We start from the raw sequence: 15,134 nt of genomic DNA, 5'->3' as shown, positions 1-15,134 counted from the left end.
TCATAAAAAGCGGCAATTTTTGTTACGAAAATTGCCGCTTTTTATTTATAGAGCTACTCTAAAGTTTTATTGCTCATAAACATATAACACTAACGATGATCTGCTCATTGCGGTAAATATCCCTAAACCATTTTTAATATTGGTTGGCGGATTTGTTAAATTCAATGAGCTGGTAGAACTGCTGTTCACAATGTTATTGTATTCTATATTAATGTGGTACAGGTAAACATTGTAATAACCAGAAAATTCAAAACTTCTGCTTTGCGTTTTGTAGGTAGAAACCTGACCCAAATATTCTTCTCTGTCTTGATACCCATTACGGCGGCCAAAACCACTTCCTATCCTGTTGGGTGTTTTATCGTGATTTTCAAAAACCATCAGGTAATAGCCTTTCTCATTGTTATTCCACGAAAAATCAACAGGTACAAAAGTTGTTGAAGTCGAGTCCGGATCAGGATTAGGTACGCCCTGCTGAAGAGCGGAAGCTGTAAAAGAAACCGGTGTGCTTGGAACTGAAGTTTCTCCTGATGTTGTTTTTCCATTATAAGCGAAATTAAAGGAACAGGTATTGCCTGCAATGATCAAATCCGTTTCTGAGCTGGTGTAAGTACCTTTAGAAGATTCCTGGAGTGTTATATTCTTAACGCCATTATTAAAGGTGATCGCTAATCCTGAAATGGCGGCACCGTACTTCGCCGTATCCAGCAGTCCTTTTTGCTCGTATACTTTAAGGCTTACCGCTTTCCCATTGGTGAGGTAAGATTCTATTACCGGACCATCTGCTATGGCATTGTCTCCGCCATCCTTTTTACAGGAAGACGAAACAATTACAAGAACCAGATAGAAGAATATTTTTTTTAGAGTAGTTGTTATTTCCATTTTAAGCTGAAGGTAATGTTAGGTGTAAAGCCCAGATAATTTACATTTGTAGTAATGACCTGATTGTTGTAAATGGTATATTCCTTATACCAAACATTGGTTCTGTTGTACACATTAAAGAGAGAGAAACTGATACTGCCTGTTTTTCTATTGTCGATTTTAATTAAATCCAGTGTTGCTGCAAGGTCTAAGCGGTGATAGGCTGGCATTCTTTCTGTATTTTTTCCGCTGATGGTTAAATAGGTTTGATTGTTTCCGCTGGCGTTATCAAACGTATAACTGGCTATTGGTGCAGTGTAAGGTTTGCCTGTTGCAAAAATCCAGGTGGCAGAGAATGTCCAGTTGCCAAGCTTGTACATGTTAACAGATTTAAATTCATTACGGGCATCCTGATTGGCAGAGTAATAACTTGCACCATAATCATCAAACTGATTGCGGGCAATGGCCATCGTATAACTGATCCAACCGGTATATCTTCCAGCTTTCTTTTGCACCAGAAATTCAATTCCGGAAGTATAGCCACGGCCGTTATAAAAATGTTCTTCTAAAGTAGAAGACATGAGATTGCCAGTTAAGCGTTGTGAGTATTCAGTTAAGCCATTCAGCGTTTTATAATAGCCTTCAACATCGAATAAGTATTTATCGGTTTCATAACTGAAGCCCGCTATATAATGGTTTGCGCTTCCAACCGGAATACTTGTTCCATTGGCTAATACCCAGAAATCCCGGCTGCCTGAAAGGATATCCTCACGCACAACGCGGTTAATAAACTGATAGAATTTACCTGTGGCCGCTTTTAATGTGAAGCGATCTGTTAAAGTGTATGTTCCTGAAAAACGTGGCTCAAAATATGTTTTTCCGGTAGGGGAATAATAAGTTTCACGAACACCACCCTTAAACTGTAGCTTTTCCCACGGACTAAATTCACCTTCTGCATAAGCGGTGGCGGTTTTAGCGTCTTTAGATTGATCAATCAAGGTGCTGGTATCGTTCTGACTGTATTTGTAAACTACATTTTGTGCAGATCCATAAGCGCCAAATAAAAACTTCACTTTATTGTTAATCTGATATTCCCAATCCGATTTGAAACTCCAGTCTTTCAGTCGGTTGCGCTCAATGGTGCCGGTACTCACTTCGGTTTCAGTTCCATCAGCATTCGTTACACCGATGGTGTTGGTTCGGTTTCTATCGCTGTGGTAGCTGGAATAGCTGACTAATGTATTGGAATATAAATCACTGTTCCATCTCCTAGACCATTTCAGGCTTGATCCTAAATTGCCGTAAGTTGTTTTATCTGTAATGGTTGGACTGATCGATGAACTGCTTGTACTAATAAACGATGGTATGCTAATGGTTCTGCTGTTATCAGTATCGTCATCACCCTGGTAAACGCTCAAAGCCAGCAAGTCTTTTTTACCTACGTTAACTGTATATTTTGCATTTAAATCATAGAAAAAAGAAGTTGGCGTAGTTGCTGCCTGCGCACTACCACCAAAACCTCTGCCACCGCCCATACCAGTGGTTACTTCGCTTGTTTTGTTAAACTGACTAAATATTTTGTTATAAAGCGGTCCCTGATATGATTTACGGGCCGCAAATAAAAATGATCCATTCTTTTTAACTGGTGTTTCAAAGTAAATGTTAGCAGAAAGTAAACTTAAATCACCGCCTACATTCCAATCTTTTTTGGTTCCTTCTTTACCTGTAATTTCTGTAACACTAGATAAACGACCACCGTATTTAGCTGAAAAGCCACCCTTAAAAAGTTGTACGTCTTTTATGGCATTACTGTTAAAGGCACTGAAAAATCCATAAAGGTGATCTACCTGATACACAGTGAAGCCATCAAATAATACTAAGTTCTGATCGGGGGTGCCTCCACGTACATAAGCTCCTGACGATGATTCATTACTCGCACTTACCCCAGGCATTAACTGAAAAGAGCGTAAAATATCTTTTTCTCCTAAATTAGGAAGTTCGGCAAGTTTGGCTGGTGATATTTGCAAAACACTTACTTTGCGCTTATCTGTACTCATAATGCCATCATTTTTGTTGCCTTTAATGGTGATCTCCTCCAGGTTATTTCTGGTAATGGTTAAACTAAGGATTAAGATTTTGTTCGGATCAATTGAGGTTAAAGCACGCCTGTCTGTTAAATAACCTACATAAGAAGTTGAAATGACACAGGTATCTGCCGGGATATTATTCAGGGTGAAAAAACCATCAGCATTAGTAGTGGCCCTTATGGTTGTATTTTCGATATGTACAACAGCTCCTGGTAGCGATTCGCCATTCATCTGGTCTATCACCTGACCTGTAAGTTTAAAGGCTTTTTGGCTGACTTTTCCGCCCCTTTTGATCGTGTCAATTTTTTCGGTAGTAACGGTTTTCAAAATTTGGCTAGCAGTTTTTTGCTTGTTCAGCTCTGATCTTTGCAAACTTCTTACTTCATCTGGTGTGCGCACAACATAAATGGTTCCGCTAGATTCTACCCAGTAATTTAATTCTGCCGACTTACATAAGGTTTTTAAGGCTAATTTAAGGGGGACATCATTAAAGCGCTCTGAGATGAGTTTTTTTTCGGCCAGATTGCGATCAAATATAATTTTCAACTGATGCTGTCTGATCAGCGAATCCAAAACCACATCTAAAGTGGTCGTGTAAAAGCCATTTATTTTTATGTCGCTTTGAAGCCGTTGCTGTGCATGGGCAAAATGTAGGAAAATAAAAGTAAATGCAAAGGGAAAGAGTATTTTTCTAATCATAATTGGCAATAAATTTAACAGCCTGCCAACTATTCCAATTAAAATATCGGTAGATGAACGGTTTCTATCGATAATTCCTATATGTTTTAACATTTTTTAAGAAATGCAATTTAATAACAGGAAATATTCTGCATTTCAGCATTAAAAACTTAAGAAATTCCAAATGAATTTCTCTTGAAAACTACCATTTGCACAACCCATAAAGAATGCCGAATTTTGCGGGGAATTCGGCATTCTTGTTTTTAAAACAATTTTCGTTTGTCTACTGTCATATCATCATGAAAATATTTTATACACTAATCTTCAGTTTCTTTTTTTTCAATATCGCTTTTGCTCAAAAGGGAGAGGTTATAGTTATAAAAGATCCCTTAATTGATAGTTTGATTGCCAAAAGAGTAGATGTATACCGGACATCAGGTGAGGTAAAAACCGGGAAACCTATTGTTTCATCATATGGATACCGTGTTCAAATTTTCTATGGTTCCGATCGGCGAGAGGTTTTTAATCAACAGGCACGCTTTAAAACATTATATCCAAGGCTAAATACTTACCTGATTTATAAAGAACCAAACTATTATGTTCGGGTTGGCGATTTTAGAACAAGATTAGAAGCCCAGCGATTAATAAGCGAAATCAGACCAACCTTCCCAACATTATTTATTTTTAGGGAAAAAATTAATGCACCACAATTAGATATGACTACTGATGATCAAAGATAAAATTAAGAATTTAGCGGCAACCATTTTTGATGATGTAGTAGGCTATCGTCAGCATTTACATGCAAACCCAGAATTGTCTTACCATGAATTTGAAACCGCTGCATTCGTTAAAGACAAGTTAACACAATGGGGAATTGAGTTTACCAGTTGTGCCAATACAGGTGTTGTGGCCTTGTTAAAAGGAGATTTGCCATCTGATCAGGTAATTGCTTTGCGTGGTGATATGGATGCCTTGCCAATTACAGAAGTAAGTGATAAACCTTATGCCTCTAAAAATCCCGGCGTGATGCATGCCTGTGGACATGATGTACATACTTCATCCCTTTTAGGAACTGCATATATTTTAAATCAACTGAAAAGTGAATTTGCCGGTACCATTAAGTTTATCTTTCAGCCTGCAGAAGAATTGCTTCCAGGAGGAGCAAGTATCATGATTAAGGAAGGTGTTCTGGAAAACCCAAAACCAGCTTATATTGTTGGTCAGCATGTAATGCCTTTAATAGATGCTGGCAAGGTAGGTTTCCGATCGGGAATTTACATGGCATCAACTGATGAGTTATATGTTACCGTAACCGGAAAAGGCGGACACGGTGCTCAGCCACATCAAAATATCGATCCGGTGGTTATTGCCTCACATATCATTATTGCGCTGCAACAAATCGTAAGTCGTAATGCAGATCCACGGATACCTTCTGTTTTATCCTTTGGTAAGGTAACAGCCAATGGTGCTACAAATATTATCCCGAACGATGTTAAAATTGAAGGTACATTCAGAACCCTTGATGAGGAGTGGAGAGCTGAGGCGCACGTACGCATGAAAAAAATGGCTGAAGGTATTGCCGAAAGCATGGGGGGAAGCTGTGATTTCGATATCCACAAGGGTTATCCGTTTTTAATTAATGAGGAAAAGCTAACCGCAAATGCTAAATCTTTTGCTGAAGATTTTTTAGGCAAAGAAAATGTTGTTGATTTGGATATCTGGATGGCTGCAGAAGATTTTTCATTCTATTCACAGATAACAGATGCCTGCTTTTACCGTTTAGGTACAGGAAATGTCGCCAAGGATACGCAATATTCTGTGCATACTCCAAAATTTGATATCGATGAAGATGCCTTGAAAATTTCTACGGGATTAATGGCATACATTGCATTAAAACAACTAGGCAACTAAATTAAATGTCGCCTTTAATTAATGTTTCTTAAATTAATTAAGGCATCGTTTTTGCCAAGCAACACAAGCATGAAGAAAATATTTTTAATCCTGGTGATTACCGCATTCTATTTTACAGGTTTTACACAGGAAATTCCTCGTTTCAATCCTGATACGATTAAAACCATTACGCTGGATTCTACCGTTAATATTAAAGCCGAAAAGCTGAATATTGAAACGTTCATTAATAAGGTAATCAATGATACGTCATTTTATCAATCCTTTAGAAACATGAAACGTTATAGTTTCATTGCTGAAAATAGGATTTACACTTATGATAAGAAAAATAAGGTTGACGGAAAGATTTATCGTAAAATTAAACACAACAATAGCGGCCCTTACAAAATGGAATACCTGGTGAAGCAGGATACTGGCAAGGTTTACAAGAAAAACGGAAAGTATCAGTTGTATACCGTTGAGATGTTTGATTACATTTTTATGAATGCCTATAATACCGACTTCGTACCAAATGCGCCAACAGGCGATGGTAAAGGAGGAACTAATGAAGGTTATAAAGACAAGTTGAAAACCCTGATCTTTAACCCTGGCAGGCCCGTTAAAGTACCTTTTATTGGAAGTAAAACTGAAATTTTTACTGCAAATATGCGTCAGTATTATGATTATGCTTTCACCAGTGGTACTTACCTGGATTCTATTCCGGTGTATCGTTTTAAAGTTTCAGTAAAACCAGATTTAAGTAGCTGGACCAAGGATGGTATCATGATCAAAGAACTGGTTACCATATTTGATAAGCGGAATTTTAATATTCTTGGAAGATATGTCGATATGAAGTATGGCAATATGTTATTTGATTTTAATGTACAGATGAATATTGAAATGGGCTATTTTGGTGAAGATAAATTACCTACTAAAATCACCTATCAGGGAAATTGGGACTATCCGTTTAAAAAAGAGGAGCGGGCGAGTTTCCTTATTGTACATAAAGATTATAAGTTGGAAAAAGGGAAGTAAGAATGGCTTGCGTAAAAGATTTATTATCTTTAAGCCATTATTCAAACCCGTAAAAATGAAACTTCCTTCCCTTCTTAAATTTAAAATTCTTATTGCCCTGTTACTTTGCAGTGGCGTTAGCTTACAGGCTCAAATCCTATCTTCCATTCAAATTGATAGTTTGGTTGAAAAGACCTTAACTACATTTAATGTTCCTGGAATAGCCGTTTCTGTGATTAAAGATGGTAAGATAATTCATTTGAAAGGTTATGGCGTTCGCTCTATAAAAACCAATAAAAAAGTAGATGAAAATACACTGTTTGGCGTAGCATCTAATACAAAGGCTTTCACCGCAGCTGCGATAGGCATGCTGGTTGATGAGAAAAAAATTACCTGGGATACAAAAGTTACTGACGTGATTCCAGAATTTAAAATGTATGATGCCTATGTAACCAGTGAATTTACCATCCGTGATTTATTAACACACCGCAGTGGCTTAGGCCTCGGAGCAGGCGATTTAATGATCTGGCCTGATTCTTCTACGGTAAATAAAAATCAACTGATTCATAATCTCCGTTATTTAAAACCTGTATCTTCTTTCCGTACCAAATACGATTACGATAACCTGATGTATATTGTTGCAGGTGATGTGGTGGCCAGGGTTTCGGGAATGACTTATGAAAATTTTATTGAAAGCAAAATTATCAAACCTTTAGGAATGACTAAAACTGCTGCTTCATGGTATCGGTTAAAAGATAAATCAAATGTAATTGATGGCCATGCGCCCTATGAAGGAAAGTTATTGCCTGTTGGGTTAAGTTTTGGTGAGGTAGCAAACGCTGCAGGCGGTATTTATTCGAGTGTAACAGATATGAGTAAATGGGTTCAGGCGATGATTAGTGGCGGTAAATATGGCGAAAAACTTGATCAGAAATTATTTAGCGATGCTGTAGCCCGCGAACTATGGACACCTCAAACCATTATCGCAGCTGGCAATCAGGGCAGCTTTAATAGCTATGGATTGGGTTGGTTTTTGAGTAACGTGAATGGTAAGTTCCAGGCTACCCACACTGGTGGCTTGTCTGGAATTGTAACGCAAGTAACGATTTTACCAGAATTAAAATTAGGAATCATTGTTTTAACCAATCAACAATCTGGTGCAGCATTTAACGCCATTACCAATTCCATTAAAGACGGTTATTTGGGCATAAAGGGAAAGGATAGAATTAAGTTGTCTAATGATAGCCGCCTGGCCAATGAGAAAGAGGCCAGGGAAATAGTGACTAAAGTTTGGGCTGATATTGCTGCACAGCAAAAAGCAGTTTCTTCAAAACCTGATGCTAAAAGCTATTACGGAACGTTTAATGATGCATGGTTTGGAGAAGTAACCATAAGCGAAGTAAATGGTAAAATGCATTTTCAGGCGAAGAATGCACCAAAATTGCGAGGTGATATGACTTATTATAAAGGGAATACATTTATTGTGAAATGGTACGATAGAAGTTTAGATGCTGATGCATTTGTCAATTTTAGCTTGAATAATAACGCCGTTGCGGATGGATTTAAAATAGAAGCCATTTCTCCGCTAACTGACTTTAGTTTCGATTTTCAAGACCTTGATTTTAAAAAGAAACCCTAACCGATAAAAAATTATGAGAAACCTGTTTAGCACTTTAATTTTAATAGGCTTTTGCCTGGTGATTTTCACATCAATGACGTTAAAACCAAAACGAATAATTTTTTTCGGTGATTCAATTACTCAACAAGGCGTATCTAAAAACGGGTATATTACCTTACTCAAAAAAAGGCTGGATTCTACAAAATATGAAGTAATTGGTGCAGGCATCGGTGGTAATAAAATCTACGATTTATATTTACGTTTAGAGGATGATGTATTAAATAAGAAACCAGATTTGGTGGTGATTTATGTAGGCATTAATGATGTGTGGCATAAACAATCTTCGCATACCGGAACGGATTATGATAAGTATTTAAAATTTTATCAGGCATTGATTAATAAAATTCAGGGTATTGGAAGTAAGGTGGCACTGTGCACGCCTTCTGTAATTGGTGAAAAAAAGGATGGAACGAATGAAATGGATGCCGACCTAAATAAATATGCCGCTGGAATAAGAGAACTGGCAGCAAAGAACAATTTACCAGTTTGTGATTTGAGAAAGATTTTTGCTGATTACGAGGCACAAAATAATCCTGAAGATAATGAAAAAGGGATTTTAACCGTTGATAGAGTACACCTGAATGAAACCGGTAATAAATTAGTAGCTGATCAGTTATTGCCATTGGTTAAATAGAACATATTAGTCATTGCGAACTGAAGGAAGGGAATGTGCCATGGAGTGAAGCAATCTATACCTGCAAAGCTTTAATGGTTTGAAAATGAATGAATAGCAAAAAAGATTGCTTCCTTGGCTGATAAAGCCTTCTCGCAATGACGATTTTGTATTGCTGCGGATAGAAGAAAATATTTTATATTAAAGAAAGGTAAAAGCCCTTTTAGGGGTTTGGGGTTATGATCAACCGCGAAACGATAGATAAGATAATGGATACCGCCCGGATAGAGGAGGTAGTAGGGGATTTTGTGCACTTAAAAAAACGTGGAACCAGTTTAATTGGTAACTGTCCTTTTCATGGCGAGAAAACACCTTCCTTTCACGTATCTGTAACCAAAGGCATTTATAAATGTTTCGGTTGCGGCAAGGGAGGCGATTCGGTGCGTTTTATTATGGATCATGAGAAATACTCTTATCCGGAAGCACTTAAATTTTTAGCCAATAAATATAACATTGAAGTAGAGGAAGCCGAACTTTCTCCAGAGGCAGCGGAAGCGCAAAGTGCAAAAGAAAGTCTCTACATCGTATCTCAGTACGCTGCGGCTTTTTTTGTGAAACAACTTTGGGAAACAGATGAAGGTAAAGGGATTGGCTTAAGCTACTTCAAAGAACGTGGATTTAGAGAAGATATATTAAAGAAGTTTGAAGTCGGCTATTCTCCGGATGTTTGGGATGCTTTAACACAAAACGCTACCAATGCTGGCCATAAACTTGAATTTTTAGAATCAACTGGTTTATCCATCAAGAATGATAACGGGAAAATTTACGATCGTTTTCGCGGCCGGGTGATGTTTCCCATTCATAATTTTACTGGTAGAATTATTGGCTTTGGTGGCAGAACTTTAAAAACCGATAAAAATGTTCCGAAATATGTAAACTCGCCCGAAAGTGAGATTTACCATAAATCAAATGTTTTATATGGCTTGTTTCATGCCAAGAAAGCCATTCGTGATTTAGACAACTGCTACCTGGCAGAAGGTTATGCAGATGTGCTCTCCGTTCACCAAGCCGGAATAGAAAATGTAGTAGCCTCTTCGGGTACTTCATTAACCGTAGAACAGATTAAGCTGATTGGTCGTTTTACGCAAAACATTACCATCCTGTTTGATGGAGATGCAGCCGGAATAAAGGCTTCACTCCGTGGTCTGGATATGATTTTGGAAGAGGGGCTCAATGTTAAAATTGTTTCCTTCCCCGATGGGCATGATCCGGATTCGTACATGCACCATGTAGGGGCAGGGGCATTTAAAACTTACCTGGAAAATAACCGGAAGGATTTTATCCTTTACAAGGCAAATGTTTTACTGAAGGATGCTGGTGACGACCCTATTAAACGGGCTGGCATTATTCGAGACATTGTAGAAAGTATTGCTAAAATTCCAGATCAGATTAAAGCTTCTGTTTTTATTAGAGAGAGCAGCAGTTTGCTACAGATTGAAGAAAGCGTTTTGCTTTCAGAATTGAACAAAATACGCTCTGGAAAGGTTAAAAAGAATTTTGAGAGCAACCAAAGGGCTAATGCGCAAAGTAGTCAACCGCAATCCTATTCATCAGGTGCACCAGAACCACTTGGGCCTCCCGATGATTTATGGGATGATAATGCCGGGCCATCTGGATATGGAGAACCAAAAGTTGATACTGATGAGATCCAGGAGAAAGAAATAGTAAGGTTGCTGCTTGCCTACGGACACGAATTTGTGAACTGGGATAATATCGATGACATGTACATTGGCTCATTTGTAATGCAAAATCTGGCCGATGTTGAATTTGAAAATCAACTTTGTAAAAGCATTATTGATTACTATAAGTCAGAAATTGATGATGGCAGGTTACCAACAGCCAATCATTTTATCAAACATGAAGATCACAGTATTGCTGATTTGGCCATTACCTTATCGACATCAGAATATGCATTAAGTGAAAATTGGCTAAATAAGCACTTAATTTATGTAAAGGATGAATCCATGAATCTCAAAGCCACTATTTTGGGGGGGATCTTCCACCTGAAGAAAAGGAAAGTCGATAGGATTTTAACCAACCTTTTGAAAGAAATTAAGGAGGAAAAGGATGCCGATAATCAAATGATTCTAATGCAGAGATATAGTGTAATTAAAGGTGTAGAAAGAGAGATTAACAAATTTTTAGGTTCAGTAATTGTTAAATAGGTTAAAAATTTCAGGTTCTAAATTACGAGTTGGGGTATTTATTTAAAGTTAGGTCTTTTAATCATATATATCTTACATGTACTTCGACTTAACATTCAACTTAGTAACATATAACACGATTATTAATTTACATTCGTTTTGCCTCATAACTTTTAACTTGCAACCCATAACTTACTCTCAATTCTCTACTCATGGCTATACATAACGATTTAGGTAAACATGGTGAAGCAATTGCCAAAAATTATCTCGAGGAGAATGGTTATGAGATTTTGGATGAAAACTGGACATATGGAAAGTCTGAAATAGATTTAATAGCTTACAAAAATAAAATTATGGTTTTCGTGGAGGTTAAAGCCAGAACATCAGTAGCATTTGGTCAACCTGAAGATTTTGTGAACGAAGCCAAACAAAAACAGATGGAACTGGCCTCTGCGGAATATATAGAAATCATGAACCATCAAAATGATATTCGTTTTGATATTATTGCCATTACCTTTACAAAAAATAATATTTACACATTAAACCATATTGAAGATGCTTTTTGGCCTGAAGACTAAACAAATCAGCACATTTATACTTATTGGAGTTACGATTGCCTTTTTAGGTTCTTGTAAAGACGATGCTCCAAAAACTTATCGGTCTTTGATTTCACCAATGATGGGACTTAACGTTGCATCAGGAAATGATTTTGAGGTTAAAGCCCTGTTTGGTAAGGAAGGAAAGGTAGATTCTGTAATTTACCTGATGGATAGCGCCAAGGTTGCAGCCAAAACCGATACAATGGCCATTAAAATGAAAACTGTTGGTTTGAAATTGGGCAATCATTTAATTACGGCTAGAATTTACGGCGATGGAAAATCAGAAGATCTTACCTCAAATGTTAACATATTGGCTGCTCAGGCTCCGGTAGAATATAGCTATAAAATAATCAAAACACTTCCCCATGATACTTCCTCATATGTAGAAGGTTTAGAATATCATGATGGTTTTTTCTATGAAAGTGCTGGCGATTATGGTCATTCTAGTTTACGGAAGGTAGAACCTGCTACAGGAAAGGTTGTGTTAAAAGCCGATCTTGATAAGCAGTATTTTGGAGAAGGAATGACGGTGGTTGGAGATAAAATTGTTCAGTTAACCTACCGTGAAAAAACCGGATTTGTTTATGATAGAAAGACTTTCAAAAAATTATCAGAATTTACCTATAATGAAGGCACGCAGGAGGGTTGGGGATTAAACTTCGATGGACAAAAAATCTTAAAAACCGATGGTTCCAATACCATATTCTTTTTAGATAAAAACACCTATAAAACAATTGGCGAGATTGATGTTTTTGACAATAAAGGAGCGATTCAACAACTAAATGAATTGGAATATATTGATGGAAAAATTTATGCCAATGTTTATACTACAAATCATATCTTAATCATTAACCCGGAAACTGGTGCTGTTGAAGGCAAAATCAACCTCAGTGGTTTATTGGCAGATGATTATTTTAAAACTGATGATGAAAAAGCAAATAACGTATTGAATGGAATAGCTTATGATCATGCTACCAAAAAACTTTATGTAACAGGCAAAAAATGGCCGCACATTTTTGAAATTAAATTATCAAAGCAATAAAATATTTCAGTGCACTACTCAATGAAAAAGCCAGATTTAGTTCTGGCTTTTTTAATCTTTGTCTTTTTTCTTTGTTTCACTTAAATAACCATTAAAGTTAATGGGTTGTTTATTATTGCCACTGGCAATTAAGTTTGCATAGCCATTTTCGGTTACGTTTAAAGTAAGTCTGAAATTTTCTCGTGAAACATCTTTCGTGCTAATCTGAATGGTATATGCACCCTTTTTATTTTTCGATTCCTTATAGCTGAAATCTTTTGAGGTAAACTTAATGCCACCTTCACTCGGATTCATCGGTGCACTAAATGAGCGTCCATAATAGGGTAAATAAGCAACCACGCTATCTTTTGTTACCTTTAAATCGTATTGACTACCTGTTAAATTGATTGTTCCTCCACCTTGATTACCGGGCATGCTGGATAAAATCCTGGAAACATCCATGTTCGCCATAGGCATGGCTGAATTGGCTACGAAGGTGTAATTTTTTTCACTCAATATTTTTACAGTAGTTTCTTTATTTGTTTGTGCTAACAGTTGTAAACTGCTTACAACTAAAGCCATACCGAATACCCATTTTAAATGTTTCATATTGCTGTTTCTTAATGATATAACAATTTAAAGATGTATGAGTTTCAAAGATTCCATAACCCTGTTATCATTATAATTTAAAGTTACACAAATAAAAAAGCCATCGCATTTTGCAAGGCGATGGCTTTATAAATAATATCCTTAAAGAATTTGTGTTATCTCCAGGCTTTGTATTGATTAATTAAGCCATTGGTTGAACTATCATGACTGGAAACTGATTCGTTTCCATCCAATTCAGGAAGAATTTTCTTAGCCAGCTGTTTTCCGAGTTCAACTCCCCACTGGTCAAAACTAAAAATATTCCAGATAACGCCTTGAACAAATATTTTATGTTCGTACATGGCTACTAAGCTGCCTAAGGTATAAGGTGTTACTTTTTTTAATAGTATAGAATTGGTAGGGCGGTTACCTTCAAACACTTTAAAAGGTGCAATTTTAGTCATTTCATCTGCTGATTTGCCATCTTTTTTCAATTCTTCGGTAACCTCTTCTTCTGTTTTGCCATTCATGAGCGCCTCTGTTTGCGCAAAGAAGTTAGAAAGTAAAATTGGGTGGTGATCACCAAGCGGATTTAAGCTTTGTGCTGGGGCAATAAAATCAGCAGGGATAATTCTGGTTCCCTGGTGAATCAATTGATAAAAAGCATGCTGGCCATTTGTGCCCGGCTCACCCCAAATAATTGGTCCGGTTTCATAATCCACCTCATTACCATTTCTATCTACATGTTTACCATTGCTTTCCATATCTCCCTGTTGGAAATAAGCAGCAAACCGATGCATGTATTGATCATAAGGTAGAATTACCTGTGTTTCTGCATTATAAAAATTGATGTACCAAACACCCAATAAACCTAAAATTACAGGCAAGTTGTTTTCAAATTCTGCAGTTTTAAAGTGATTGTCAGTGGCATGTGCACCAGCTAATAGTTCCTTAAAATTATCAAAGCCGATGCTTAATGAAATGGATAGACCAATGGCGCTCCATAAAGAGTAACGACCGCCAACCCAATCCCAAAATTCAAACATATTTTCAGTGTCTATACCAAAAGCAGATACATCTTTTGCATTGGTAGATAATGCAGCGAAGTGTTTGGCAATATCACTTTCCTGTCCGCCTTTTTCTAAAAACCATGAACGGGCAGAATGTGCGTTAGTCATGGTTTCCTGGGTAGTAAAAGTTTTTGATGCCACTAAAAACAAGGTGGTTTCGGCATCTAATCCGGATAAGGTTTCCGCAATATGCGTTCCATCGATATTGGAAACGAAATGTATATTTAAATGATTTTTATAGTGCTTCAAAGCTTCAGTCACCATTACCGGGCCTAAATCTGATCCACCAATACCAATGTTTACCACATCTGTAATGGCTTTGCCGGTGTAACCCTTCCATTCGCCACTAATTATGCTGTTGCTAAACTTTTCCATCTTGGCCAATACTGCATTTACATCCGGCATTACATCTTTACCATCTACCAGGATTGGGGTGTTACTCAAATTTCGCAAGGCGATATGAAGAACTGAACGATCTTCAGTTTCGTTAATTTTATCACCAGCATACATCGATTTTATGGCTTCATCCATTTTACACTCACGGGCCAGTTGCATCAACAATGCTAATGTTTCATCGCTAATGCGGTTCTTGCTATAGTCTAATAAAATATCTTCAAAAAAAACAGAAAACTTGTTGAAACGATCTGCATCTTCAGCAAAAAGATCTTTAATGCTTTTCTGGTTAATATCAATAAAATGATCGGCCAAATACTTGTAGGCCGCTGTTTCTGTAAAATTTATTTTTGGTAACATAATCTTTGTTTTTTGTAAAAGTAATAAAGCAAAAATTTAAAATGGTCTTTTTAATGTTCAAAAATCATTATGATTTCTTAATGA

The 15,134-nt window shown here is 37.0% G+C and carries 12 protein-coding genes; 8 read left to right on the top strand and 4 right to left on the bottom strand.

What is annotated here, in order from left to right; genetic code table 11:
* Positions 1 to 66: 66 nt before the first annotated feature.
* Both AN34_RS16030 and AN34_RS16025 read right to left on the bottom strand, forming a co-directional pair.
* Positions 67 to 879: a DUF4249 family protein gene (locus AN34_RS16030; RefSeq protein WP_029286972.1), complete on the bottom strand. Its 813-nt coding sequence runs from the start codon at positions 877 to 879 to the stop codon at positions 67 to 69.
* A complete protein-coding gene (locus AN34_RS16025; RefSeq protein ID WP_231625568.1) occupies positions 870 to 3,737 on the bottom strand; it encodes a TonB-dependent receptor in 2,868 nt (955 codons plus the stop codon). The genes AN34_RS16030 and AN34_RS16025 overlap by 10 nt, the downstream gene beginning before the upstream one ends.
* A gap of 185 nt (positions 3,738 to 3,922) precedes the next feature.
* Here AN34_RS16025 and AN34_RS16020 point away from each other — a divergent pair, with 185 nt between their 5' ends.
* The 8 genes from AN34_RS16020 (at position 3,923) to AN34_RS15985 (ending at position 12,660) form a co-directional block, all read left to right on the top strand.
* Complete coding sequence (locus AN34_RS16020; protein ID WP_051666682.1) at positions 3,923 to 4,363, top strand: SPOR domain-containing protein; 441 nt, start codon at positions 3,923 to 3,925, stop codon at positions 4,361 to 4,363.
* Positions 4,350 to 5,534 (top strand): M20 family metallopeptidase, encoded by a 1,185-nt coding sequence (locus AN34_RS16015; protein WP_029286969.1) that lies wholly within the window; start codon positions 4,350 to 4,352, stop codon positions 5,532 to 5,534. Before AN34_RS16020 ends, AN34_RS16015 begins: the two co-directional genes overlap by 14 nt.
* Positions 5,535 to 5,603: 69 nt before the next feature.
* Positions 5,604 to 6,545: a hypothetical protein gene (locus tag AN34_RS16010; RefSeq protein WP_029286968.1), complete on the top strand. Its 942-nt coding sequence runs from the start codon at positions 5,604 to 5,606 to the stop codon at positions 6,543 to 6,545.
* 55 nt (positions 6,546 to 6,600) lie between these two features.
* A complete protein-coding gene (locus AN34_RS16005; RefSeq protein WP_029286967.1) occupies positions 6,601 to 8,163 on the top strand; it encodes a serine hydrolase in 1,563 nt (520 codons plus the stop codon).
* A 13-nt stretch (positions 8,164 to 8,176) separates the two neighbouring features.
* Positions 8,177 to 8,836 carry an SGNH/GDSL hydrolase family protein gene (locus tag AN34_RS16000; RefSeq protein WP_029286966.1) on the top strand — a complete coding sequence of 220 codons (660 nt, stop codon included), beginning with the start codon at positions 8,177 to 8,179 and terminating at the stop codon, positions 8,834 to 8,836.
* Between the two features lie 218 nt (positions 8,837 to 9,054).
* Positions 9,055 to 11,040: a DNA primase gene (dnaG, locus tag AN34_RS15995; protein WP_029286965.1), complete on the top strand. Its 1,986-nt coding sequence runs from the start codon at positions 9,055 to 9,057 to the stop codon at positions 11,038 to 11,040.
* 191 nt (positions 11,041 to 11,231) lie between these two features.
* Positions 11,232 to 11,597 (top strand): YraN family protein, encoded by a 366-nt coding sequence (locus AN34_RS15990; RefSeq protein ID WP_029286964.1) that lies wholly within the window; start codon positions 11,232 to 11,234, stop codon positions 11,595 to 11,597.
* Positions 11,575 to 12,660 carry a glutaminyl-peptide cyclotransferase gene (locus tag AN34_RS15985; protein WP_029286963.1) on the top strand — a complete coding sequence of 362 codons (1,086 nt, stop codon included), beginning with the start codon at positions 11,575 to 11,577 and terminating at the stop codon, positions 12,658 to 12,660. The genes AN34_RS15990 and AN34_RS15985 overlap by 23 nt, the downstream gene beginning before the upstream one ends.
* A 51-nt stretch (positions 12,661 to 12,711) precedes the next feature.
* On the opposite strand, the gene AN34_RS15980 is transcribed toward AN34_RS15985, so the two are convergent.
* Positions 12,712 to 13,248, bottom strand: a complete 537-nt coding sequence (locus AN34_RS15980; RefSeq protein WP_029286962.1) for a DUF4251 domain-containing protein — start codon at positions 13,246 to 13,248, stop codon at positions 12,712 to 12,714.
* 155 nt (positions 13,249 to 13,403) lie between these two features.
* A complete protein-coding gene (gene pgi / locus AN34_RS15975; RefSeq protein WP_029286961.1) occupies positions 13,404 to 15,050 on the bottom strand; it encodes a glucose-6-phosphate isomerase in 1,647 nt (548 codons plus the stop codon).
* Positions 15,051 to 15,134: the final 84 nt, after the last annotated feature.

Source organism: Pedobacter sp. R20-19 (genome assembly GCF_000708265.2).
In the GTDB taxonomy this organism is placed as follows: Bacteria; Bacteroidota; Bacteroidia; order Sphingobacteriales; family Sphingobacteriaceae; genus Pedobacter.
The sequence above is the reverse complement of the archived record's forward strand: the minus strand, read 5'-3'. Positions and strand labels throughout refer to the sequence as shown.